The organism is Ancylobacter mangrovi (assembly GCF_024752335.1).
In the GTDB taxonomy this organism is placed as follows: domain Bacteria; phylum Pseudomonadota; class Alphaproteobacteria; order Rhizobiales; family Xanthobacteraceae; genus Ancylobacter; species Ancylobacter mangrovi.
The window spans coordinates 153,527-177,238 of sequence record NZ_JANTHY010000006.1 but is presented as its reverse complement, the minus strand read 5'-3'; the positions used below and the strand labels follow the sequence as shown (position 1 = coordinate 177,238).

23 protein-coding genes are annotated in these 23,712 nt (G+C 70.0%); 14 read left to right on the top strand and 9 right to left on the bottom strand.

The annotated features are described in order from the left end of the window. Positions 1 to 27 precede the first annotated feature (27 nt). Positions 28 to 945, top strand: a complete 918-nt coding sequence (locus NVS83_RS16245; RefSeq protein WP_258740253.1) for a DMT family transporter — start codon at positions 28 to 30, stop codon at positions 943 to 945. Here the strand turns inward: NVS83_RS16245 and NVS83_RS16240 are convergent. After that, on the bottom strand, positions 942 to 1,787 hold the full coding sequence (locus NVS83_RS16240) for a GNAT family N-acetyltransferase (protein WP_258740252.1): 846 nt from the start codon (positions 1,785 to 1,787) through the stop codon (positions 942 to 944). The two genes, NVS83_RS16245 and NVS83_RS16240, sit on opposite strands and share 4 nt — an antisense overlap. 35 nt (positions 1,788 to 1,822) lie before the next feature. Here NVS83_RS16240 and NVS83_RS16235 point away from each other — a divergent pair, with 35 nt between their 5' ends. Further along, on the top strand, positions 1,823 to 2,263 hold the full coding sequence (locus NVS83_RS16235; protein WP_258734789.1) for an ion channel: 441 nt from the start codon (positions 1,823 to 1,825) through the stop codon (positions 2,261 to 2,263). Positions 2,264 to 2,275: 12 nt separating this feature from the next. Here NVS83_RS16235 and NVS83_RS16230 read toward each other — a convergent pair whose 3' ends face one another. Further along, entirely contained in the window at positions 2,276 to 2,626 is a 351-nt protein-coding gene (locus tag NVS83_RS16230; protein WP_258734788.1) for an MliC family protein, read from the bottom strand. Positions 2,627 to 2,689: 63 nt separating this feature from the next. Next, the gene (gene puuE, locus NVS83_RS16225) at positions 2,690 to 3,607 is read right to left on the bottom strand and encodes an allantoinase PuuE (protein ID WP_258740250.1); all 918 of its coding nucleotides are present in this window, start codon (positions 3,605 to 3,607) and stop codon (positions 2,690 to 2,692) included. A 174-nt stretch (positions 3,608 to 3,781) separates the two neighbouring features. Between puuE and eda the strand changes: the two genes are divergently transcribed. Together eda and NVS83_RS16215 are read left to right on the top strand one after the other, a co-directional pair. Next, positions 3,782 to 4,429 carry a bifunctional 4-hydroxy-2-oxoglutarate aldolase/2-dehydro-3-deoxy-phosphogluconate aldolase gene (gene eda, locus NVS83_RS16220; protein ID WP_258740249.1) on the top strand — a complete coding sequence of 216 codons (648 nt, stop codon included), beginning with the start codon at positions 3,782 to 3,784 and terminating at the stop codon, positions 4,427 to 4,429. 16 nt (positions 4,430 to 4,445) lie between these two features. Beyond that, the gene (locus NVS83_RS16215) at positions 4,446 to 4,874 is read left to right on the top strand and encodes a GNAT family N-acetyltransferase (protein WP_258740248.1); all 429 of its coding nucleotides are present in this window, start codon (positions 4,446 to 4,448) and stop codon (positions 4,872 to 4,874) included. Between the two features lie 108 nt (positions 4,875 to 4,982). Here the strand turns inward: NVS83_RS16215 and serA are convergent, their stop codons facing one another. The 3 genes from serA to NVS83_RS16200 form a co-directional block, all read right to left on the bottom strand. Then, the gene (gene serA / locus NVS83_RS16210) at positions 4,983 to 6,569 is read right to left on the bottom strand and encodes a phosphoglycerate dehydrogenase (RefSeq protein ID WP_258740247.1); all 1,587 of its coding nucleotides are present in this window, start codon (positions 6,567 to 6,569) and stop codon (positions 4,983 to 4,985) included. A gap of 218 nt (positions 6,570 to 6,787) precedes the next feature. Further along, complete coding sequence (locus NVS83_RS16205) at positions 6,788 to 7,963, bottom strand: phosphoserine transaminase (protein WP_258740246.1); 1,176 nt, start codon at positions 7,961 to 7,963, stop codon at positions 6,788 to 6,790. Positions 7,964 to 8,138: 175 nt separating this feature from the next. Then, positions 8,139 to 8,318 carry a hypothetical protein gene (locus NVS83_RS16200; RefSeq protein WP_258740245.1) on the bottom strand — a complete coding sequence of 60 codons (180 nt, stop codon included), beginning with the start codon at positions 8,316 to 8,318 and terminating at the stop codon, positions 8,139 to 8,141. A 254-nt stretch (positions 8,319 to 8,572) separates the two neighbouring features. On the opposite strand from NVS83_RS16200, the gene NVS83_RS16195 reads away from it, so the two are divergent. Further along, positions 8,573 to 10,270 carry a methyltransferase domain-containing protein gene (locus tag NVS83_RS16195; RefSeq protein WP_258740244.1) on the top strand — a complete coding sequence of 566 codons (1,698 nt, stop codon included), beginning with the start codon at positions 8,573 to 8,575 and terminating at the stop codon, positions 10,268 to 10,270. A gap of 66 nt (positions 10,271 to 10,336) precedes the next feature. Here the strand turns inward: NVS83_RS16195 and NVS83_RS16190 are convergent, their stop codons facing one another. Next, the gene (locus tag NVS83_RS16190) at positions 10,337 to 10,969 is read right to left on the bottom strand and encodes an outer membrane protein (RefSeq protein ID WP_258740243.1); all 633 of its coding nucleotides are present in this window, start codon (positions 10,967 to 10,969) and stop codon (positions 10,337 to 10,339) included. Between the two features lie 183 nt (positions 10,970 to 11,152). Beyond that, entirely contained in the window at positions 11,153 to 11,971 is an 819-nt protein-coding gene (locus tag NVS83_RS16185; protein WP_258740242.1) for a tellurite resistance TerB family protein, read from the bottom strand. A 276-nt stretch (positions 11,972 to 12,247) separates the two neighbouring features. Between NVS83_RS16185 and NVS83_RS16180 the strand changes: the two genes are divergently transcribed. The 7 genes from NVS83_RS16180 (at position 12,248) to NVS83_RS16150 (ending at position 20,488) form a co-directional block, all read left to right on the top strand. After that, positions 12,248 to 13,498, top strand: coding sequence for a sarcosine oxidase subunit beta family protein (locus NVS83_RS16180; RefSeq protein WP_258740241.1), 1,251 nt, complete (start codon positions 12,248 to 12,250; stop codon positions 13,496 to 13,498). A gap of 11 nt (positions 13,499 to 13,509) precedes the next feature. Further along, a complete protein-coding gene (locus NVS83_RS16175; protein ID WP_258740240.1) occupies positions 13,510 to 13,878 on the top strand; it encodes a cupin domain-containing protein in 369 nt (122 codons plus the stop codon). Between the two features lie 3 nt (positions 13,879 to 13,881). Continuing rightward, positions 13,882 to 14,178: a sarcosine oxidase subunit delta gene (locus NVS83_RS16170; protein WP_258740239.1), complete on the top strand. Its 297-nt coding sequence runs from the start codon at positions 13,882 to 13,884 to the stop codon at positions 14,176 to 14,178. 1 nt (position 14,179) lies between these two features. After that, the gene (locus tag NVS83_RS16165) at positions 14,180 to 17,215 is read left to right on the top strand and encodes a sarcosine oxidase subunit alpha (protein ID WP_258740238.1); all 3,036 of its coding nucleotides are present in this window, start codon (positions 14,180 to 14,182) and stop codon (positions 17,213 to 17,215) included. Next, the gene (locus NVS83_RS16160) at positions 17,208 to 17,771 is read left to right on the top strand and encodes a sarcosine oxidase subunit gamma (RefSeq protein WP_258740236.1); all 564 of its coding nucleotides are present in this window, start codon (positions 17,208 to 17,210) and stop codon (positions 17,769 to 17,771) included. The genes NVS83_RS16165 and NVS83_RS16160 overlap by 8 nt, the downstream gene beginning before the upstream one ends. A gap of 209 nt (positions 17,772 to 17,980) precedes the next feature. Next, positions 17,981 to 19,345, top strand: a complete 1,365-nt coding sequence (locus NVS83_RS16155; RefSeq protein ID WP_258740235.1) for an L-serine ammonia-lyase — start codon at positions 17,981 to 17,983, stop codon at positions 19,343 to 19,345. Positions 19,346 to 19,432: 87 nt separating this feature from the next. After that, the gene (locus NVS83_RS16150; protein WP_258734772.1) at positions 19,433 to 20,488 is read left to right on the top strand and encodes a GlxA family transcriptional regulator; all 1,056 of its coding nucleotides are present in this window, start codon (positions 19,433 to 19,435) and stop codon (positions 20,486 to 20,488) included. Between the two features lie 7 nt (positions 20,489 to 20,495). On the opposite strand, the gene NVS83_RS16145 is transcribed toward NVS83_RS16150, so the two are convergent. Next, positions 20,496 to 20,933 (bottom strand): EamA family transporter, encoded by a 438-nt coding sequence (locus NVS83_RS16145; RefSeq protein ID WP_258740234.1) that lies wholly within the window; start codon positions 20,931 to 20,933, stop codon positions 20,496 to 20,498. Positions 20,934 to 21,167: 234 nt separating this feature from the next. Between NVS83_RS16145 and NVS83_RS16140 the strand changes: the two genes are divergently transcribed. Both NVS83_RS16140 and NVS83_RS16135 read left to right on the top strand, forming a co-directional pair. Beyond that, entirely contained in the window at positions 21,168 to 22,427 is a 1,260-nt protein-coding gene (locus NVS83_RS16140; RefSeq protein ID WP_258740233.1) for an aromatic ring-hydroxylating oxygenase subunit alpha, read from the top strand. Between the two features lie 98 nt (positions 22,428 to 22,525). Then, positions 22,526 to 23,689, top strand: a complete 1,164-nt coding sequence (locus tag NVS83_RS16135) for an FAD-binding oxidoreductase (RefSeq protein ID WP_258740232.1) — start codon at positions 22,526 to 22,528, stop codon at positions 23,687 to 23,689. Positions 23,690 to 23,712 lie beyond the last annotated feature (23 nt).

Genomic DNA, 23,712 nt, shown 5'->3' with positions numbered 1-23,712 from the left:
CCCTTCTGGTCCTTCCGCGGTCCCGCCATGTTCCGTCGCCTGTTCGACGCCCCCTATCTCCTGCTGACGCTCGTCTCGCTGTTCTGGGCCGGCAATCTGGTGCTCGGGCGCTACGTCGCCGGCCATGTGCCGCCGGTGACGCTCGCCTGGATGCGCTGGGCGCTGGCCTCGCTCATCCTGCTGCCCTTCGCCTGGCGGGCGCTGCGCCAGGATTATCCACTGGTGCTGCGCCACTGGAAGCTGCTGGCCGTGCTGGCTCTCACCGGCATCACCCTGTTCAACACGATCGCCTATTACGCGCTGCATTTCACGCCGGCGATCAATGCGCTGCTGATCCAGTCCACCGGCCCGCTGATGATCGCCTTCTGGTCGCTGGTGCTGAACGGCGAGCGGCTCTCCGGTGGTCAGGCGGCCGGCATCAGCCTGTCGCTGATGGGCGTGCTCACCATCGTCTGCCGCGGCGATCTCGACGTGCTGGTGCATATCCGCTTCAACCGCGGCGACGTGCTGGTGCTGCTGGCGATGATCGTCTACGGCATCTATTCCGCGCTGCTGGCGCGCCGGCCGGCCATGTCGCAGCTCGGCTTCCTCACCACCACGCTGCTCCTCGGCGTCCTGTTCCTCACCCCGGCCTTCGCGGTGGAGCGCAGCTTCGGCGAGGGCTTCGTCCTCGACACCACGGCGCTGCTCGCCTTCGCCTATGTGGCGGTCTTCCCCTCGGTGCTCGCCTATCTGTTCTTCATTCGGGGGGTGCAGCTCATCGGCCCGAACCGGGCGGCGCCGTTCTTCCACCTGATGCCGATGTTCGGCTCGGCACTCGCCATAGCATTCCTCGGCGAGGTGCCCCATCTCTACCATGCCGCCGGCTACGCGCTCGTGCTGTCGGGCATCGCCATCGCCACCATCTGGGCGCCCGGCCGCGCGGCGAGCTCGACGCCGCCCTAGCCGAGCTCTAAGCTGGTGACGCCGAACAGGTGCTCCAGCGCCACCTCGCGGATCGGGCCGGTATACATGCGCGCGGTCTCGAACACCGGCGCCAGCCCGTGCCGGCGCGCCAGCGCCATCGCCGTGCCGTTCGGCTCGGGAACGTCGAGCACGATCGTGCCCCCGCCCGTCGCCGCGCCCAGCGCCGCGAACAGAGCCTCGGCCGCCGCCTCGTCCTCCGCCACCAGCGGCCCGATCCTCCAGCCCTCGCGCGCCGGCCGCACCACGCCCCAGCCGGCGAGCCGACCCTCGCGCAGCAGCGCCCGCCCGACATGGCCGGGAGTGTCGATCCAGGCCCGCAGGAATGCCGGCCGCGCCGCCGGGAAGATCGCCGCGTCGCTCGCCTCAACCGCCGCGAAAGGGATTTCCGCCAGGTCGACGCACCGCTCCGCCGCCGCGCCCTCCTGCGGGGCGGGGCCGGAAAAGCGGATGTTGCGATAGGCGAAGGTGAAGCCCACCCGGGCATAATTGGCCTGCTGCGCCAGCACGCCGTCGAGCCCGATGGTGCGCCCACCCGCATGGGCGATACCCGCCTGCCAGAGCGCCCAGCCGATGCCGCGCCCGCGCAGCTCCGGGCGCACGATGTAGAAGCCGAGAAAGGCGAAGCGCTCGTCGTAATTGACCACCGAGATCGTCGCCGCCGGCGCGCCGTCCACCTCCGCGACCAGGAAGCCCTGCGGGTCGACCGCGCCGAAACAGGCAGCGTCGGCGAGGCCCGGGTTCCAGCCCTCCCCCGCCGCCCAATCCGACGCGAGCTGAATTTCGTCGCGATCGAGGAATCGAATGTGAACCGCCTCACTCATGCTAAACACCGCCGATTCGCGCTGGAACTGATCCCATGATGGACGAGCTGATTACAGGCGTCGCCGTGAACGTCGCGGTGATGCTGGTGCATCTGAGCGCCACCCTCACCCTGCTCGCGCTCACCCGCCCGTTCGAGAAGGCCTTGTGGAAATTTCCGCATGCGCGCGTCACCTTCGCCCTGCTCACGGCGAACGTCATCCTGCTCAGCGCGCACCTCATCGAGGTCGGCATCTGGGGCGGGGTCTACGGCTATCTCGGCCTGGTCTCGAACCCGGGCGACGCCTACTACTCGGCCTTCGTCAACTACACGACGCTCGGCTATGGCGACGTGCTGCAGGCCACCCGCACCCGCCTGCTGGGCCCGATGGCGGCCGGCAGCGGCATCATGATGTTCGGCTGGTCGACGGCGCTGCTCATCTACGTGCTGCAGAGCCATCTTCCCCATCTCCTCGGCGCGCGGCGCGAGGCCCCGTGAGCGGGCCGCGCCTCAGTCCTGCGTGCAGGTGGCGATGGGCGGGGCGTCCTCACCCTTGGTGAGGTCGTAGAGGCTGGCCTGCGCCCCCTTGGTCCACCAGATGAAGCGGTCGCCCGCATAGCGCGCGCCGGAACCGGCCAGCACGTTAGCCATCACCACGAACTCGTCATTGAAGGCGATGGTCGCCAGCGCGTTGGGCGGGGCGTTGATGTAGGTCGCCTCCACGCCCTTGATACGGTCGCAGCTGTAGCTGACCTTGCTGGTGACGACCGAGCTGCCCTTGGGCAGCGCGATGACGATGCGGTCGGCGGCCTGCGCCGCACCCGCCAGGAGGGTGAAGGCGGCGACCGCCGCCAGAGGCACGACACACCTGGAAACGGCTCGCCGAAGAACGACACATAGGGAAACGACACGCATGGGAACGCCTCACGCCGGCTTGTGATGCTCGTGCCAGTGGCGGGCGATGTCGATGCGGCGCGGCACCCACACCCGGTCATGCCTGGCGATGTGATCGAGGAAGCGCTGCAGCCCGACGATGCGCCCGGGCCGGCCGACCAGCCGGCAGTGCAGCCCGATGCTCAGCATCTTCGGCGCCTCCGCCCCCTCGGCATAGAGCGCGTCGAAGCTGTCACGCAGATAGGTGTAGAATTGCTCGCTCGAATTGAAGCCGGCGGCCACGGCGAAGCGCATGTCGTTGGTGTCGAGCGTGTAGGGGATGCTCAGATGCGGCCCGCGCGGCCCCTCGACCCAGAACGGCAGGTCGTCGGAATAGATGTCGGAATCATAGAGGAAGCCTCCCTCCTCCATGACGATCCGGCGCGAATGCTCCGAGGTGCGCCCGGTGTACCAGCCAAGCGGGCGCTCGCCCGTGACATGGGTGTGCAGGTCGATCGCCGCCTCGAAATCCGCCTTCTCGGCGGCGTAGGAATGGTCGCGGTAGTCGATCCACTTCAGCCCGTGGCTGGCGATCTCCCACCCCGCCTCCTTCATCGCCGCGACCGCCTCCGGGTTGCGCGCGAGGGCGGTGGCAACGCCGTAGACCGTGACCGGCAGGCCGCGTCCGGTGAACAGCCGCCACAGCCGCCAGAAGCCGGCGCGCGAGCCGTATTCGTAGATCGACTCCATGTTCATGTGCCGCTGGCCGGGCCAGGGCTGCGCGCCGACGATCTCCGACAGGAACGCCTCGGAGGCCGCGTCGCCATGCAGGATGCAGTTCTCGCCGCCTTCCTCGTAATTGATGACGAACTGCACCGCGACCCGCGCCCCGCCCGGCCATTTCGGGTCCGGCGGCGTGCGACCATAGCCGATCATGTCGCGGGGATAGGGTGCATCGATGTTGAACATGTGCGAGAGGTTCCGGCCGGCACGCAAGGGAACGAGACTTTGTCGAGCCGTCAGGCTAGTGCGTTATGAGCGCGGGCGAAACACCGCGTCGCCGACGCCGCACAAATCTTGCATCGGCTGTATAAGGTTCCCCGCCTGGCCTTCCTGATGACCGCAACGCTCCAAAGGTGCCCGATGTCGCTCCCCGATCCCAGCTTCCTCCTCGCCCGCGCGCCGGTCGTTCCCGTGGTCACGGTGCCGAGCGTCGCGGCGGGCGTGAAGCTCGCCCAGGCGCTGGTCGAAGGCGGGCTGCCGCTGATCGAGGTCACGCTGCGCACGCCGGTGGCGCTGGAGGCGATGGCCGCCATCGCCGCCGAGGTGCCGGACGCGATCGTCGGCGCCGGAACGGTGACGCGCCCGGAGCTGATCCAGAAGTCGATCGACGCCGGCGCGCGCTTCCTCGTCAGCCCCGGCTGCCCGCCCGCGCTCGCCGAGGCGCTGGCCGAGGCGCCCGTGCCGGTGATGCCGGGCTGCGCCACCGCGACCGAGGCGATGACGCTGCACGCGATGGGCTTCCCGGTGCTGAAGCTGTTTCCGGCCGAGTCGGCGGGCGGCGTCGCCCTCATCAAGTCGCTGGCCGGCCCGCTGCCGGACCTGCGCTTCTGCCCCACCGGCGGCATCGGCCCGGCCAATGTCGGCTCCTATCTCGCCCAGCCCAACATCCTCGCCGTCGGCGGCTCCTGGGTGGCGCCGGGCGAGGCGGTCACCATGGGCGACTGGGAACAGATCGCGTCGCTCGCCAAGGCGGCCTCGAAGCTGCACCGCGCCGCCTTCCCGCTCTGAGGCGCGGAGGCGGGCCGTGGGGGCGGAGATGGCGGCCGAGGACGGCATCGTCTTCGCCCGCGAGGCCGGTGTCGGGGTCGAGGAGTTCCGCCGCGTGCTCCTCTCCTCCGGCCTGTCGCGGATCCGGCCCGTCGACGACCCGGCGCGCCTCGCCGCGCTGATCGCCGGCGCCAACATGATCGTCACCGCGCGCCGCGGCGGCGAGCTGCTCGGCATCGCCCGCGCCATCACCGATTCGGCCTGGTGCTGCTACGTCTCCGACCTCGCGGTGGAGGCCGGAGCGCAGGGCCTCGGCATCGGCAAGGGGCTGCTGGACCGGCTGCGCGCCGAGCTCGGTGGCGGGGTCTGCGTCATCCTCGGCGCGGTCCCCGAATCCGTCGGCTTCTATGAGAAGGCCGGCATGGAGCCGGTCTCCAACGTGTTCTGGTATCCGCGCAGCTCCTGACGCGCCGCGCGGATACGAAAAACCCGGCCGCGCGGGCGGCCGGGTCCTTCAGTCTCTGGAAACGCGCGGCCGGCCCCTCTTAGGGCCGCCCGGAATGCGCTCCGCGTCTCAGAACGCGAGCGGCTTGGCCTGCTTCACATGCGGCAGGTCCTGCACCTGCGCGAGCAGCTCGGCCGGCGCGGCGCCGTCGATCTCCACCAGCGCGATGGCATCGCCCCCCTGCCGGTCGCGGCCGAGCGCGAAGGTGGCGATGTTGATGCCGGCATCGGCCAGCAGGCTGGCGAAGCGGCCGACGAAGCCGGGCTTGTCCTCGTTGGTCACGTAGATCATCGAGGGCGCGAACTCGGCATCGACCTTGATGCCCTTGATGTCGACGATGCGCGGGCGCCCGTCGGCGAAGACGGTGCCGGAGACCGAGCGCTCCATCTTCTCGGTCACCACGGTGAGCGTCACCAGGCTCTCATAGTCGCCGGCGACGTCGCGGGTGGTCTCCTCGACCACGATGCCGCGCTCCTTGGCGACGCTCGGGGCCGAGACGACGTTGACGTCCTGAAGCGCCGGGCGCAGCAGGCCGGCGACCGCCGAGGAGGTCAGCGCTTTGATCTTCAGCCCGGCGACCGAGCCCTCATAGGTGATGCGCACGGTCTTGATGTCGGTGTCCGTGAGCTGACCGGCGAAGGAGCCGAGCTTCTCGGCGAGCTCGATGAAGGGCTTCAGCTTCGGGGCCTCTTCCGCCGTGATCGAGGGGAAGTTGACCGCGTTGGAAATCGCCCCGCGCAGCAGGTAGTCGCTCATCTGCTCGGCGACCTGCAGCGCCACGTTCTCCTGCGCTTCCGTGGTGGAGGCGCCCAGATGCGGGGTGCAGATCACGTTGGGATGGCCGAACAGCGGGTTCTCGTTCGCCGGCTCGGTGGAGAACACGTCGAACGCCGCGCCGGCGACATGGCCGGCATCGAGCGCCGCCGCCAGCGCCGCCTCGTCGACCAGCCCGCCGCGGGCGCAGTTGATGATGCGCACGCCCTTCTTCGTCTTGGCGATCGCCTCGGCGGAAAGCACGTTGCGGGTGCGGTCGGTCAGCGGGGTGTGCAGGGTGATCACGTCGGCCCGCGCCAGCAGGTCGTCGAGCTCGACCTTCTCCACGCCGATGTCGAGCGCGCGCTCGGGGCTGAGGAACGGGTCGAAGGCGATCACCTTCATCTTCAGGCCCAGCGCGCGGTCGGCGACGATCGAGCCGATATTGCCGCAGCCGATGATGCCGAGCGTCTTGGCGGTGAGCTCGACGCCCATGAAGCGGTTCTTCTCCCACTTGCCGGCCTGGGTGGAGGCGTCGGCGGCGGGGATCTCGCGGGCCAGCGCGAACATCATCGCGATGGCGTGCTCGGCGGTGGTGATGGAGTTGCCGAACGGCGTGTTCATCACGATCACGCCGCGGGCGGTGGCGGCCGGGATGTCGACATTGTCGACGCCGATGCCGGCGCGGCCGACCACCTTCAGCCTCTTCGCCTGCTCCAGGATCTTCGGCGTCACCTTGGTGGCCGAGCGGATGGCGAGGCCGTCATAATTGCCGATGATCTCGGCAAGCTTGTCCTTGTCCTTGCCGAGGGCCGGCTGGAAGTCGACCTCGATGCCGCGATCCTTGAAGATCTGCACGGCGGCGGGGGAAAGGGCGTCGGAAATGAGAACGCGGGGAGCCATGTATTTCGTCCCTTGAGACGGTTGATGTCGACCCGCCGCCGGGCGGGGGGCAGTGCGTCCCGCCGCTGGCGGGAGGGGACGACGAAGCGTTCGCCGGGCAGAGCTCGACGGAGGTCGGTGGCGAGACGCGGCCGGGAGGAGAAAGCCCTTCGCCACCGTTCCGGAGCATTGCCCGTTCGCCGTCCCCTCGCGTCAGCGGCGGGGAGCGGGAACGGGCGTCAGGCGGCCTGCTTCAGACCGGCCTTGGCCTCGGCATAGGCCCAGTCGAGCCAGGGCAGAAGCGCTTCGAGATCGGAAGCCTCGACCGTGGAGCCGGCCCAGATGCGCAGCCCCGCCGGGGCATCGCGATAGGCGCCGATGTCGTAGGCGACGCCGGCCTTCTCCACCGCGCCGGCGATCGCCTTGGCGAAGGCGGCCTGGGCATCGGCGGCGAGCTGGGTCACCTGCGGGTCGACCACCACCAGGCAGACGCTGGTGTTGGAGCGCGTGGCCGGGTCCTTCGCGAGGAAGTCGACCCACGGCGTCTTCGCCACCCAGTCGGCCAGCACCTTGCAGTTGGCGTCGGCGCGGGCGCGCAGCCCCTTGAGGCCGCCGAGCGACTTCGACCACTGCAGCGCGTCGATATAGTCCTCGACGCAGAGCATGGACGGGGTGTTGATGGTCTCGCCCTCGAAGATACCCTCGATCAGCTTGCCGCCCTTGGTCATGCGGAACAGCTTGGGCAGCGGCCAGGCCGGGACATAGCTCTCCAGCCGCTCGACCGCGCGCGGCGAGAGGATGAGGATGCCGTGCGCCGCCTCGCCGCCGAGCACCTTCTGCCAGGAGAAGGTGACGACATCGAGCTTGGCGAAGTCGAGCGCCTGGGCGAAGGCCGCCGAGGTGGCGTCGCAGATGGTCAGGCCCTTGCGGTCGGCGGCGATCCAGTCGCCGTTCGGCACGCGCACGCCGGAGGTGGTGCCGTTCCAGGTGAAGACCACGTCATGGTCGAAATTCACCTCGGCAAGGTCCGGCAGCTCGCCATAAGGAGCCTTGAGGGTGCGGGCGTCCTTGAGCTTGAGCTGCTTGATGATGTCGGTGACCCAGCCCTCGCCGAAGCTCTCCCAGGCCAGAACGTCGACCGGGCGCTGCCCGAGCATCGACCACAGCGCCATCTCCACCGCCCCGGTGTCGGAGGCGGGGACGATGCCGATCCGGTAGTCGGCGGGCACTTCGAGGATTTCGCGGGTGAGGTCGAGTGCGAGCTTCAGCTTCGCCTTGCCGACCTTGGCACGGTGCGAGCGGCCGAGCGGCGCATCGCTCAGGCCTTCCAGCGTCCAGCCGGGACGCTTGGAGCACGGACCAGAAGAAAAATTGGGATTCGCCGGCTTCGCCGCCGGCAGAGCGATAGTCGTCATGATAGCCATCCTTCCAGATGGGTGCCCCTCGGTGGGGAGGGGTGGCCCGCAGCCCGTGTAGTCCCCGGCGCGAAAAATGGCAAGCGGGATTTACACGCGATCCGCACGTGCGGGCCGGCGAGGTCTTGCGCGCGGCAATTCGAGGCGCGCCGAACCTTGGTTCGACAAGGAAAATCTACTTCTCGCGGAAGGTGCGCATCACCTGCTCGGCGAACGGCCTTGCGGGGTAACCAAGCACCGTTCGCTCCTCGGTGCGGATGAACGCCTCCACCAGCATGCCCGGCACCAGCCGGATGTCGCCGGGATTGGCCGCCTTCCCCGGCAGCCGCGCGACCCGCACCGGCACGATCAGCATCACCGGCTCGCCGGCGCCGACGACCCCGCCAAAAAGGACCCCGCGCGCTGGGTGCCGCGTCTTTTTTCCGATCGGAGGGAACCGGACCCGTGCACACGAACTTTTCGGAAAGGGTTTTTCGTTAACAACGAATCGAAAAAAGTGTCGGGGGATTCGCCTGGAATGACACACGCGATGTGCGAGCGGCGCTCACGCGCACGCGGCTTCGACAAGTGCCGGATATTCGCAGCCCCAGACATTCGCAGGTGACGATCGTGGAATTCACTGGTGAACGTTTTGTCCCGGGTGTGACCGGGCCCATCGCCTCGGAGCATCAGCACCGCTACGCTTTTGCCTCGCAATTCGTCGCCGGGCTCGACGTGCTCGACGTCTCCTCCGGCGAGGGCTACGGCAGCGCGTTTCTCGCCCGCAGCGCGCGAAGCGTGGTCGGGGTCGACATCGACCCGGAGGCGGTGGCCCATGCCGAGGCGCGCTATGGCCGGCCGGCCGGGCCGCGCTTCCAGTTCGCCGACATCGGCGACCTGCCCTTCCCCGATGCCAGCTTCGACGTCGTGGTCTCTTTCGAGACCATCGAGCATGTGCGCGACCCCGCGCACGCTCTCGGCGAATTGCGGCGGGTGCTGAAGCCCGATGGCGTCATGATCATCTCGACGCCCGACCGCGACGTGTTCACCGACCGGATCGGCAACCGCAACCCGTTCCACCTCGCCGAGATGTCGGCGGACGAGTTCGTCGCGCTGCTGGCCCCCATCTTCCCGACCGTGCGCCTATACGGGCAGCGCACCACCTTCGCCTCCTTCCTGTCGCCGATCGACATGCAAGCGGCCGCGCTGTCCGGCCCCGACGCGCTGTGGTGGCTGGACCCGAACGGGCTGACCCGCTCGCCCGCCCCGGCCGGCGAGCCGGTGTATCTGGTCGCGGTGTGCTCGCGCTCGCCCCAGCCGATCGAGGCCCGTTCGGTGCTGGTCGACGCCGCGAGCGGCGACGCCAACCCGATCGAGACCCTGCAGAGCTGGGCCAACAGCGCGGTCGAGCGGGCGGATCGCTGCGTCGAAGAGCACGAGCGCGCCCGGGACGAGGTGCGCCGCATTCACGACGAGCAGGCCGCGACCATCGCCCGTCAGGCGGCGGAACTCGCCCAGCTCGGCAGCGAACTCGCCGCCGCGCAGGAGCGCCTCGCCGAGCGTGACTCCCGCATCGATCATGAAGCCGCCCTCGTGGCGGCGCGCGAGGAACTGGCCCGCGAACTGCTCGCCAAGCTGCGCAATACCCATGCGCGCCTCGCGGCGGCGGACGGGCAGGCCGAGCACCACGCCGGGGACGCCGGCACCGCCGACGCGCCGGCGCAGGACCCGGTGGCAGAGCTGATGGCCGAACTGGCCGGGCTCAACGCCCTCGCCGGCAGCCTCGCGGCGCGCAGCCCCTCCGGCCTCGTGACGCGGCTCCTCAACGCCTTCGGCCCCGCCAGGACGATGCCGTCCACCCCGGCCGCCGAGCCGGCCATGGAGGAGGCGTCCCCCGCCCCCGCCGCCATTTCGCTCGAGGCCGCCCCGGCGGCCGAGGCTCCGGCGAAGGACACGGCCGAGCCGCTGCACATCCCCGGCATCAACCTGGTGCGCCGGAGCGGCGTGTTCGACATCGAATGGTACGCGCGCGCCTATGGCGTCGAGCCCGACGGGGCGATCGAGCACTATCTGACCATCGGCCATGCCATCGGCTGCAATCCGAGCGCGAATTTCGACGGCCGGGCCTATCTCGACGCCAATCCCGACGTGCGCGCGGCCAATATCAACCCGCTGCTGCACTACCTCGTCTACGGCGTGCATGAGGGACGCTCGTTCTTCAACCCGCCGCGCCCCGCCCAGCCGGCGCTACGCGATGCCGGCCCGCGTGGCGAGGTCATGGCGATCAGCGTCGGCGAGTTCCGTCCGCGCAACGCGGCCTCGGCCTGACCGGGGCTGCCGCGAGCGGCGATCTGCGGGAAAATCTGGCGGGAGGGCGGGGCCTTATGGCCCCGTTCAGTTGATCAGGTAGCGCGCGCCGATGCGGATCTCGTGCGCGCGCTGGTCGAAGTCGGGCAGCCCGTTGCCGAGGTCGATGCCGTCGAGCGAGAGATAGCGGTAGCCGACATCGAGCAGCCAGTTCGGCCCGAGCGAGACCGAGACGCCCGCCATCACGCCCCAGGCGAGACCCCAGCCGTCGGCATCACCGATCCGCGCGCCGTTGAAATCGACATTGTCGAACGAGGCGAAGCCGGCACCGACCCCCGCGCCGAGATAGGGCGTGAAGCCGTTCCAGGTGCCGAGATCGATATAGGCGTTGGCGAGGAAGGTGGCGGCGCTGAAGTCCGCCGAGAGCCCGCCCGAGCCGTAATCGGCCTCGGTGCGGTAGTCGGCCGTCAGGTCGAGGCGCAGCCAGTCGTTGAGCTTGAAGCCGCCACCGATGCCGAGCAGCCACGCGTCGCCGAGGTCGGCGGCGGCGGAATCGAAGTTCAGCGACGACCAGTCCGGCGTCTCGTTGACGACGTAGCCCACGTCGCCGCGCAGGTACCAGCCGGTGCTGTCCTCGATCACCGGCGCATTGGCGAGCAGGTCGTCGGCGCCGTCGAGGTCGGAGGCTTTGGCCGAGGGGGCGAGGAGGCTCCCGCCCATCGCCAGAAGAACCGCACCGATCCGGAAAGAGCACACGCCACGCATCGCAGAACCCGCTGAGAAACCCTCCGACGGGACGGTCGCCCGCCCCCATCGGATTCGCAGTCTCTCAGCGATTCTTTAAGGAGCGCTTAACCTTAACGATCCGCTACCGGCCCCTCACCTGCACGCCCTGCTGCGCCCTCATCCGTCCTGCTTGGCGGCACGCGCGGCCGCCTCCAGATGCGGCGTGAGCTGCGGGTCGAGACGCAGCGCCGCGGCGAGCCGGGCGAGGAAGGCGCGCTCGGCGCTGTTGTCGCCGTCGATCGCCAGCAGCGCGCAGATATAGACCTCCGCCGCCTGTTCCGGGCGCGTCACCGCCGCGGCGATCGCCTCCACGCTCGCTGGATTGGCCAGCTCCGCGGTAAGGAACGCTTCCGCCTCGCCGAGCGTCGCGCCGTCTGCGTCGAGCTTGGCCGAGATCGCGGTCCGCTCCTCCTCGTCGATATGCCCGTCGGCGAGCGAGGCCGCGATCATCGTGCGCAGCAGCACCACCGGCAGCTCGCTCGCGCCCGCATGCGCCGGGTGGAAGGGCGATTCCGGCGGCGGCAGCGCCGCCCCGGCCGCGGGCAGCGGCTCGGCCGCCTTATGCGGCGCCTGGCCCTGCTGGTAGTTCTGGTAGGCCTTGTAGGCGAGCGTGCCCGCAAGGGCGAGGCCGCCCAGCGCCACCACATTGCCGCCGAGCTTGCGCCCCGCCTTGCTGCCGAGCACCAGCGACATCAGCGCGCCGGCCGCCGCCCCGCCCGCGAGCGCCCCGCCATTGCCGGCGAGATAGTCCTTCGCCCGCGCCATCATGTCCCCGCCGGAGGCCCCGGCACCCGCCGGCCCGACCCCGCCGAGACCGCCAAGAAAGCCGCCGAGCGGGTTGTCCTGCGTCGCGGGGGGCTGGCCGGCCGCTCCCTGCTGGGGCGACAGGAACATGTCGAGAAGCCGCCGGGCGTCGAAATTTCCGCTGTTCAGCATATCGGGGATCCTTCCTTACGTATGGTCAAGTCCCGTAGGTGTGGATCATGGCCAGCGCAAGGAAACAGCAGGGCGGGCCGATCAGCATCAGGTGATGCACGGACCCGGCATCAAACCGGTGACACGGCGCGATGCGACGGCTTACCGGCGTCGCCGGCGGACAAGCCGTGTCGGATTCGTTCAACGCCGGCGCCGAAACGATGCTCGCTCCGGCCGACAGGGTGCGCGAGCATGTCTCGTCATGGTCACGCGACGCTCCTTCGTCGGAGGCTCATCGTGCAGAAATTCTCCGGCTTCGAGCTGTTCCGCCGCGCCCTCTCCGGGCACAAGGGATGGCAGCCGCAATGGCGCAGTCCCGAACCCAAGCCCGAATACGACGTCGTCATCGTCGGCGCGGGCGGCCACGGCCTCGCGGCGGCCTACTACCTCGCCAAGGAGCACGGCATCACCAGGGTCGCGGTGATCGAGCGCGGCTGGCTGGGCGGCGGCAATACCGGGCGCAACACCACCATCGTGCGCTCGAACTACCTGTTCGACGAGAGCGCCGGGCTGTACGAGCACGCGGTGAAGCTGTGGGAAGGCCTCTCGGCCGACCTCAACTACAACGTCATGTATTCGGCCCGCGGCGTGCTGATGCTCGCCCACAACCATCACGACGTTCAGAGCTTCAAGCGCCACGTCCACGCGAACCGCCTCAACGGCGTCGACAATGAGTGGCTGGACGCGCAGGAGTGCAAGGCGTTCTGCCCGCCGCTCAACATCTCCAGCATGCGCTACCCGATCCTCGGCGGCGCGCTGCAGCGGCGCGGCGGCACCGCCCGGCACGACGCGGTCGCGTGGGGCTTCGCCCGCGCCGCCGACGCGCGCGGCGTCGACATCATCCAGAACTGCGAGGTCACGGGCATCCGCCGCGACGCCTCGGGCGCGGTCGAAGGCGTCGAGACCTCGAAGGGCTTCATCCGCGCGCGCAAGGTCGGCGTCGCCGCCGCGGGCCACACCTCGGTGGTGATGGCGATGGCCGGCGTGCGCATGCCGCTGGAGAGCTATCCCCTGCAGGCGCTGGTGTCGGAGCCGGTCAAGCCGGCCTTCCCGACCGTGGTGATGTCCAACACCATCCACGCCTACATCTCCCAGTCCGACAAGGGCGAGATGGTGATCGGCGCCGGCACAGACGCCTATACGAGCTACTCGCAGCGCGGCGCGCTCCACATCACCACCCACACGCTTGACGCGATCTGCGAGCTGGTCCCCCAGTTCCGCCGGCTGCGCATGCTGCGCAACTGGGGCGGCATCGTCGACGTGACGCCGGACCGCTCGCCGATCATCGCCAGGACCCCGGTGCCGGGGCTCTATGTGAACTGCGGCTGGGGCACCGGCGGTTTCAAGGCGACGCCGGGCTCGGGCCACGTGTTCGCCCACACTATCGCCCGCGACGAGCCGCACCCGATCAATGCCGCCTTCACGCTGGAGCGCTTCCGCGACGGCTTCCTGATCGACGAGGCGGCCGCCGCCGCCGTCGCGCATTGAGGAGACGGCCGATGCCCGCCGCCATCGATCTCGCGCAGAAGCTCTCGCTCTTCACCGAGCACTGGACGCCCAAGGTGGTGGCCGACTTCAACGGCCACGACGTCATGGTCGTGAAGGTGAAGGGGGAGTTCAACTGGCACTCCCATCCCGACACCGACGACTTCTTCCTGGTGCTGAAGGGCCGCCTCACCATCAGGCTGCGCGACGCGCAGGGCGTCGAGAGCGCCGTCATCCTCGGCCCGGGCGAGCTCTATGTCGTGCCCAAGGGCGTGGAGCACTGCCCGGTCGCCGAGGAGGAGACGCATCTCGTCGTCATCGAGCCGGCCGGCACGCCCAACACCGGCGATCCGGCGACCGCCGTCGTCAAGACGAGGCTTTGAGCCATGCTCATCATCGATTGCCCCTGGTGCGGCGCGCGGCCCGAGGTCGAGTTCGCCTATGGCGGCGAGGCGCACATCGCCCGCCCGGCCGACCCGTCGGCGCTCTCCGACCAGGAATGGGCCGACTTCCTCTACAACCGCACCAACCCCAAGGGCCTGCACGCCGAGCGCTGGCGCCACCTCCATGGCTGCGGGCGCTATTTCAACGCCGTCCGCGACACGGTGAGCGACTTCTTCGTCGTCACCTACAAGGCCGGCGAGCCGCGCCCGGATGCCGGCACCGAAGGCGGGGACCGCTGAGATGACCAACCGCTTCCGCACCCCTTCCGGCGGGCGCATCGACCGCCGCGCCCGGGTCTCGTTCCGCTTCGACGGGCAGACCTATGACGGCTTCCGGGGCGACACGCTGGCCTCGGCGCTGATCGCCAACGGCGTCCACCTCGTCGGGCGCTCCTTCAAGTATCACCGCCCGCGCGGCTTCCTCTCCGCGGGCTCGGACGAGCCCAACGCGCTGGTCGACGTGGCCCGCGACAGGGCCCGCACCGCGCCGAACCTGCGCGCCACGCAGGTCGAGCTCTATGAGGGGCTGAACGCGACCAGCCAGAACCGCTGGCCCTCGCTCGGCTTCGACGCCGGGGCGATGAACGACCTGTTCTCGCCCTTCCTGCCGGCGGGCTTCTACTACAAGACCTTCATGTGGCCGGCGGGCGCGTGGAAGCGCTTCTACGAGCCGAAGATCCGCGCCATGGCGGGCCTCGGCGTCGCCCCGACCCTGCCCGACCCGGACCGCTACACCCAGAACCACGCCTTCTGCGACGTGCTGGTCGTCGGCGCCGGCCCCGCGGGCCTCGCTGCCGCGCTGGCGGCGTCCGAGGGCGGCGCGAAGGTGGTGCTGTGCGACGAGCAGGCCGAGTTCGGCGGCTCGCTGCTGGCCGAGACCGCCGCCACCATCGAGGGCCAGCCGGCCGCCGAATGGCTCTCGCAGGCGCTCGCCACGCTCACCGCGCGGGACAACGTCACCCTGCTGCCGCGCACCACCGCCTTCGGCTATTTCCCGCACAATCTGATCGCGCTCGCCGAGCGCGTCACCGAGCATCTGGCGAGCCCGGACCCGAACCAGCCGCGCGAGCGGCTCTGGAAGGTGCGCGCCCGCGAGGTCGTCATCGCCGCCGGCGCGCTGGAGCGCCCGCTGGTGTTCCCGGACAACGACCGGCCGGGCGTGATGCTGGCCGATGCCGGGCGCACCTATCTCAACCGCTACGGGGCGCGCGTGGGCGAGCGGGTGGTGATCTTCACCGCCGGCGATTCCGGCTACCGCACCGCGCTCGACCTCAAGGCCGGCGGCGTCGCCGTCGTCGCCGTCGCCGACCTGCGCGCCGAGGTGACGGGCGACCTGCCCGCCCGCGCGCTCGCCGCCGGCATCGACGTGCGGCCCGCGACGGTCGTCACCGGCACCTCCGGGCGCCTGCGCATCTCCGCCGCCCATCTCGCCAAGGTGAAGGACGGCGCGGTCAGCCCCTCGGAAAAGATCGCCTGCGACGCGCTGCTGATGTCCGGCGGGCTCACGCCGAGCGTGCACCTGTTCTCCCAGTCGCGCGGCAAGCTGGTCTGGGACGAGGCGGCGGGCGCCTACCTGCCCGGCACCTCGGCGGAGCGCGAGCGTTCGGCGGGCGCCTGCCGGGGCGTCCACGGCCTCGCGGCCGTGCTCGAGGACGGCTACGCGAAGGGCGAGGCCGCCGCGAAGGACGCGCGCACCCATGCCGCGCCGGGACGCGCTGCCTCCCCCGCCAGCGTGGCCGAGGGGCGCGCCTTCGATGCTTCCGGCGATCATGCGTCGGCCGACGGCTTCATCGGCGCCACGCCGCATGCCCGCAATCCGGCCTTCGTGAAGGCCTTCGTCGACTGGCAGAACGACGTCACCGCCAAGGACATCAAGCTGGCGACCCGCGAGGGCTTCCGCTCCATCGAGCATGTGAAGCGCTACACCACCACCGGCATGGCGACCGACCAGGGCAAGACCTCGAACATGAACGCCCTCGGCATCGTGTCCGAGGCGATCGGCGAGGCGGTGCCGAAGATCGGCCTCACCACCTTCCGCCCGCCCTTCACCCCGACCACCTTCGGCATCTTCGCCGGCGAGGCGCGCGGCGACCTGTTCGATCCGGTCCGCAAGACCGCGATCCACGACTGGGCCGCCGAGCACGGCGCCGCCTTCGAGGACGTGTCGCTGTGGAAGCGCGCGCACTATTTCCCCAAGGCCGGGGAGGACATGCACGCGGCGGTGGCGCGCGAGTGCCGGGCGGTGCGTTCCTCGGTCGGCATGTTCGACGCCTCGACGCTCGGCAAGATCGAGATCGTCGGCCCGGACGCGGCCGAGTTCATGAACCGCATGTACACCAATGCCTGGCTGAAGCTCGCCCCCGGCCGGCTGCGCTACGGCGTGATGCTGCGCGAGGACGGCTTCGTCATGGATGACGGCGTTGTCGGACGCATGGCGCAGGACCGCTTCCACGTCACCACCACCACCGGCGGCGCGCCGCGCGTGCTCGCCCATATGGAGGACTACCTCCAGACCGAATGGCCGGACCTCGACGTGTGGCTGACCTCGACCACCGAGCAGTGGGCGGTGATCGCCGTGCAGGGGCCGAAGGCGCGCGCCGTGCTGGAGCCGCTGGTGGAGGGCATCGACCTCTCGCGCGAGGCGTTCCCCCATATGTGCGTGCGCGAGGGGCGCATCTGCGGCGTGCCCGCGCGCCTGTTCAGCGTCTCCTTCACCGGAGAGCTCGGCTTCGAGGTCAATGTGCCCGCGACCTACGGGCGCGCGGTGTGGGAGGCGATCTTCGCCGCCGGCGAGCCGTTCGGCATCACGCCCTACGGCACCGAGACCATGCACGTGCTGCGCGCCGAGAAGGGCTACATCATCGTCGGCCAGGAGACGGACGGCACCGCGACGCCGGACGATGTCGGCCTCGGCTGGGCGATCGGCAAGGCGAAGAAGGACTTCGTCGGCAAGCGCTCGCTCGAACGCGCCGCCTTCTTCCGGCCGGACCGCAAGCAGCTCGTCGGCCTGCTGACGAAGGACCCCAGGACGGTTCTGGAGGAAGGCGCGCAGGTCGTCGCCGACCCGAAGGCGCTGGTGCCGGTGCCGATGCTCGGCCACGTCACCTCGTCCTATATGAGCGCCACGCTCGAGCGCTCCATCGCCCTCGCAGTCGTCAAGGGCGGGCGCGCGCGGATCGGCCAGACGCTGGTCGTGCCGATGCCCGGCCGCATGATCGAGGTCGATGTAGTGGAGCCGGTGTTCTACGACCCCAAGGGAGAGCGCCTCGATGGCTGAGCTCATGCCGTCCCTGCCCCTCGACACGCTCGCCGCCGCGCCCCGCGACGTCGCCGCGGCCCGCCTCGTCGCGCTCGGCCCGGCCGCGCGCCTCGTCTTCCGCGGGCGCGAGGCCGCGATCGGCCCGGCGGGCGAGGCGTTCGGCGTCCCGCTGCCGCGCGAGGCCTGCCGCGTGAACGCCGCGGACGGGCGCTACGCGCTCTGGCTCGGCCCGGACGAGTGGATGCTGCTCGCCCTCGACACCGACCCGGCGCCGATCTTCGCGGCCATCGAGGCCGCGACCGCCGGCCTGCCGCACGCGCTGACGGACGTCTCCGCGCGCAGCACCGGCATCGAGATCGCGGGGCCCGAGGCCGCCTTCGTGCTGGGTCAGGGCTGCCCGCTCGACCTCTCCCCGGAAGCGTTCCCGGTCGGCATGTGCACGCGCACGCTCTTCCACAAGGGCGAGATCGTGCTGGTGCGCACCGAACCCGAAATCTTCCACATCGATGTCTGGCGCTCCTTCGCGCCCTATGTGTGGGAGTTGCTGGAGGAGGGCCGGCGCGAGTTCGCCTGAGCCCGCGCCGTCTCCGAGGTACGCACCAGGGGAGCGCACCGCGCCTCTCTCGTGCACCGCCCGCGACTGCATCCGCCTGTTGCTTGTCCGCAACCGGGCAAGGATGCCAAAAACCGATCCCGTATCCGCACCGGTCCGCAAGGCCGCCGGGCGGAAGGAGGGGCGCCCCTCATTCGCAGTTGAAACGCCACGCCGGCAGCAGGGCATCCATGATCAGCGCCTTCGAGCTGTTCAAGATCGGTATCGGCCCCTCCTCGTCCCACACGGTGGGGCCGATGGTGGCGGCTTCACGTTTTGCCGCCGACCTCGCGACGCACGGCGTGCTGGCGCATGTCGCGCGCGTCGAGGTGGCGCTGTTCGGCTCGCTCGCCTGGACCGGCCGCGGCCACGGCACCGACAAGGCGGTGATCCTCGGCCTTGCCGGGGAACGCCCCGACACGGTCGATCCCGACCATGCTGACGCGCTGGTGGCGCAGGCGGCGGGCGAGCGCCGGCTGGAGCTCGCCGGGCTGCACTTCATCGGCTTCGAGCCGGAGCGCGACATCGTGCTCGACGGCGTCTCGGCCACGCCCAAGCACCCCAACACGCTCGCCTTCCGCGCCTTCACGGCCGAGGGCGCGCTGATCCGCGAGGAGCGCTGGTGCTCCATCGGCGGCGGCTTCGTGGTGCCCGAGGACGAGGTCGGCCGGCCCGTCGCCGCCGGCGACGTCGCCCTGCCCCACCCGTTCCGCAACGCCCGCCAGCTCCTCGACATGGCGGATGCGGCCGGCCTCACCATCGCCGAGCTCGTGGCCGAGAACGAGCGCGCCGGCCGCCCGCAGGCGGAGGTGGACGCCCATCTCGACCGCGTCGCCGACGCGATGATGGCCTGCATCGACCGCGGCCTCTCCACCACCGGCGAATTGCCCGGCGGGCTGAAGGTGAAACGCCGGGCCAAGGCGATCCGCGACAGCCTCACCGCCCGCAACGCGCCGACCCCGCACGAGGTGATGGACTGGGTCAGCCTCTACGCCATCGCCGTGAACGAGGAGAACGCGGCCGGCGGGCGGGTCGTCACCGCCCCCACCAACGGCGCGGCCGGCGTGGTGCCGGCGACGCTGCGCTACTACCGCGACCACTGCCCCGGCGCCTCGCGCGCGGGCATGCACCTGTTCCTGCTCACCGCCACCGCCATCGGCGCGCTGTTCAAGATGAACGCCTCCATCTCCGGTGCCGAGGTCGGCTGCCAGGGCGAGGTCGGCGTGGCGTGCTCGATGGCGGCGGGCGGCCTCGCCGCCGCGCTCGGCGCCAGCAACGCGCAGATCGAGAACGCCGCCGAGATCGGCATGGAGCACCATCTCGGCATGACCTGCGACCCGATCGGCGGGCTGGTGCAGGTGCCCTGCATCGAGCGCAACGCCTTCGGCGCGGTCAGCGCCATCAACGCCGCCTCGCTGGCGCTGTACGGCGACGGCACGCATGTGGTCTCGCTCGACAAGGTGATCGTCACCATGCGCGAGACCGGCCGCGACATGGCCTCCAAATACAAGGAAACCTCCCTCGGCGGCCTGGCGGTGAACCTTCCCGAATGCTGAGCGGCACGCTACCTTCGGATGAAACGGCATCATCTTTGCTACCCCAACCAGCCGATTAGGCTATGCTGTGACGAGGAAGATGACGCCATGAACGTGATGCGCACGCCCCTTCCCGGACAGGTTCCCGCCCCGGCCAACCCCGCGCCGGTGCTCAATGTCGGCTTCATCCTGACCGACAATTTCACCCTCTCCGCCTTCTCGCTGATCGTCGACCAGCTCCGCCTCGCCGCCGATGATGGCGACCGCTCGCGCCCGATCCTCGCGCGCTGGCAGGTGATGTCCTCGAAGGCCGAGCCGATCCGGGCGAGCTGCGGGGTCACGGTCTCGCCCTCCGGCCCGCTGCAGGACCCGGCGACGCTCAACTACATCGTGGTGGTCGGCGGGCTTCTGCACACCGGCCAGCAGCTCGACGACGAGACGGTCGCCTATCTCAAACGGGCGGCGAAGGCGGGCGTGCCGCTGGTGGGCGTATGTACGGGCAGCTTCGTGCTCGCCCGCGCCGGGCTGATGACCGGGCGGCGCTGCTGCGTCTCCTGGTACCACTACCAGGACTTCCTCGAGGAGTTCCCCCACCACACCCCGGTTGCCGACCGGCTCTACGTGATCGACGGCGACCGCATCACCTGCGCCGGCGGGGGCGGGGCGGCGGACCTCGCCACCGCGCTGATCGAGAAATTCCTCGGCCGCGCCGTGGCGCAGAAGAGCCGCCACGTGCTGCTGCTGGATCGCCAGCGCACCGGCTCGGAATCCCAGCCCCATCCGCCGATCGCCGACCTCGTCGCCGACGACCGCGTGCGCCGCGCGCTCCTGCTCATGGAGCAGCACCTCGCCGATCCGCTGCCGATCGCCAACATCGCGCGCCGGCTGCAGCTTTCCACCCGCCAGCTCGAGCGCCTGTTCCAGACCGTGATGGGCCAGCGCCCGGCCGAATTCTACCGGCGCCTGCGCCTGCGCTATGCGCGCTTCCTGCTGGACACGACCGGGCGCTCAGTCACCGACATCGCGCTGGAATCGGGCTTTTCCGACTGCGCCCATTTCTCGCGCCAATTCAAGGCGCAGCACGGCTTCACCCCCTCGGACGCGCGCGCCCGCGCGCCGGGCGCCCCGGCCCGCAACCTCGTCGGCCAGCGCCTGTTCGAGTGAGGGCCGGCTACAGCCCGGTCGCGATCAGCATCGCCCCCGCGCCGATCAGCGCCACGCCCAGCCACCCGGTCGCGCTCAGCCGCTCGCCGAGGAACAGCGCCGCGAACACCGCCACCAGCACCACGCTCAGCTTGTCGATGGGCGCGACGCGCGAGGCCTCGCCCAGCTTCAGCGCCCGGAAATAGCACAGCCAGGACGCGCCGGTGGCGAGGCCGGACAGCACCAGGAACGTGCCCGAGCGCGCCGACACCGTGCCGAGGCCCTGCCAGCTCCCGGTCAGGGTCAGCATCAGCGCCAGCGCGGCGAGGATGACCAGCGTGCGGATGAAGGTCGCGAAGTCCGAGCCGACATTGGCGACCCCGACCTTGGCGAAGATGGCGGTGAGCGCCGCGAAGGCGGCCGAGAGCACGGCCCAGAACTGCCAGGTCGACACAAGCGCTTTCATTCGTCATCCATACGGCCGGAGGGGCGCCCCCCGCTGGAACATCGGGTTCGCGCCCATGCTGGCACGCGCGGGGCGATCCCGCCATCGCGGTGTCGTCATGGGTGCCGGACGCCGGCAAATGTCGTGTCCGGGAAAGCGATTGTCGCTTGCGTGAAAGTCAGGGCGCCGGTTCCGTCGAACAATTCCAGTCCAGACGACAGGCGGTCGCTCAGGTTCCGCCACGGAGACACGTCGATGCTGGACACCACCGATACCCCGCTGAAGTCGCTGATCCGTCGCCGCCGGCCCGGCTACAGCCTGGAGGCGCCGTTCTACACCAGCCCCGAGATCTTCGAGGCGGACATGGAAGTCATCTTCGCCCGGCACTGGATCTTCGTCGGCGTCGAACCCGACATTCCCGAGCCCGGCGACGCGATGACGCTCGACATCGGCAAGTATTCGATCGCCATCGTGCGCGACGACGACATGAACGTGCGCGCGTTCCACAATGTCTGCCGCCATCGCGGCGCGCGCCTCGTGCTCGACTACAAGACCACGGTCGGCAACCTCGTCTGCCGTTACCATAGCTGGACCTACGGGCTCGACGGCAAGCTGCTCTTCGCCGAGCACATGGGCGCGGGCTTCGACCCGTCCTGCCACGGGCTGAAGCCGGTCAATTGCCGCTCGCTCGAAGGCCTGATCTTTGTGTGCCTCTCCGACGAGCCGCCGGCCGATTTCGACGTCATGGCCGCCAAGATGGCGCCCTATCTCGCCCCGCACGACCTGACGAACGCCAAGGTCGCGTTCGAGAAGGACATCATCGAGCCCGGCAACTGGAAGCTCACCATGGAGAACAACCGCGAGTGCTATCACTGCGCGGGCAACCATCCCGAGCTCACCGTGCCGCTGTTCGCCTACGGCTTCGGCTTCGCGCCGGAGGAGCTCGACGAGCACGGCCGCAAGGAGGCCGAGGACTACGCGAAGCTGGTGACGAACTCGCATCGCGAATGGGAGAGCTGCGGCTTCCCCTCGGAGATGATCGAGCATCTCGACGACATGGTCACCGGCTACCGCACCGAGCGCCTGCCGCTCGCCGGCGACGGCGAGAGCCATACCTCGGACACCAAGGCCGCGTGCAGGAAGCTGCTCGGCAAGATCAACGATCCCCGCCACGGTGCGCTGCACTTCTGGACCCAACCCAATAGCTGGCACCATTTCATGTCCGACCATGCGGTGGTGTTCTCGGTGCTGCCCCTCGACGCCGAGCGCTCGCTGCTGCGCACCAAGTGGCTGGTGCACAAGGACGCGGTCGAGGGCGTCGACTACGACATCGAGAACCTCGTCTCGGTGTGGGACGCGACCAACGACCAGGATTCGACGCTGGTCGGCTACTGCCAGGAAGGCGCGCGGAGCCCCGCCTACGAGCCCGGCCCCTACTCGCCGCACACCGAGATGCTCGTGGACAAGTTCTGCAACTGGTACATCGCCCGCATGGCCGAGCATGTGGGCCGCTGACGGGTCCTGACCCTCGCTCCCTTCCTCGTCCTCTCCCCGCCGGGGAGAGGACCGGCGCTGCCACGGCCGGACGCGGCCGGATCCCGAGAAACCGACACATGGCCTCCCTCCCCGCCGTCCCGCCCGATCCCGCCGCCGCGCGCCTTGCCGGCACGCTGCCGCCGTGGAACCCGGACCTCGACGACACGCTGATCGTGCGCGCCATCCGCGAGGAGACGCCGGACGTGAAGACCTTCGTGCTGGCGCCGGAGAAGCCCTGCACCTTCGCCTATGCGCCCGGCCAGTTCCTCACCCTCGATCTCGACATCGACGGCGAGAGCGTGAACCGCTGCTACACCATCGCCTCCACCCCCACGCGCCCGCACACGATCTCCATCACCGTGAAGCGGGTGCCGGGCGGGCCGGTGTCGAACTTCCTGCACGACCGGATCTTGGTCGGCTCGATCCTGCGGGCGGTCGGGCCGATGGGCGAGTTCTCCTGCTTCATCGAAGGCCGGCCCTCGCCCGCGCCGAGCTACCTGTTCCTTTCCGGCGGCTCGGGCATCACCCCGCTGATGTCGATGGCCCGCACCTTCCACGACCTCGCCGAGCCGCGCGACATCGTTTTCGTGCACGCCGCGCGCGCGCCGGTCGACATCATCTTCCGCGACGAGCTGGAGCTGATGGCGCGCAACCAGCCCGGCAATTTCCGCTTCGCGCCGATCTGCGAGGCCGACAGCCCGCGCGAGCCGTGGCACGGGCTGCGCGGCCGGCTCAATCTCGGCCTCCTCAACCACATCGCCCCTGACTTCCGCGAGCGCGAGGTGTTCGTGTGCGGGCCGGCGCCGTTCATGGCGGCGGTGCGCGACATGCTCAAGGGCGCGGGCTTCGACATGAGCCGCCACCATGAGGAGAGCTTCGACTTCGCCACGCTGGCCGAGAACGCGCCCGAGGTCGCGGCCGAAGTCGTCTCCGCGGAGGCGCTGGCGGCAGTGCAGGAGGCGGTGGCTCCGCCCGTCACCACCTACACGGTCGAGTTCGTCCGGCAGAAGCGCAGCATCGACTGCCGCTCGGATATGTTCGTGCTCGACGCGGCGCGGCGGGCCGGGGTGCGCCTGCCCTCCTCCTGCTCCAAGGGGCTGTGCGGCACCTGCAAGTCCAAGCTGGTCTCGGGAACGGTCGACATGAAGCATGGCGGCGGCATCCGCCAGCGCGAGATCGACGCCGGCATGGCGCTGCTGTGCTGCTCGAAGCCCACCAGCAACCTGGTCGTCGACCGCTGAGCGGCCGCCGGCGGCGAGGCGCG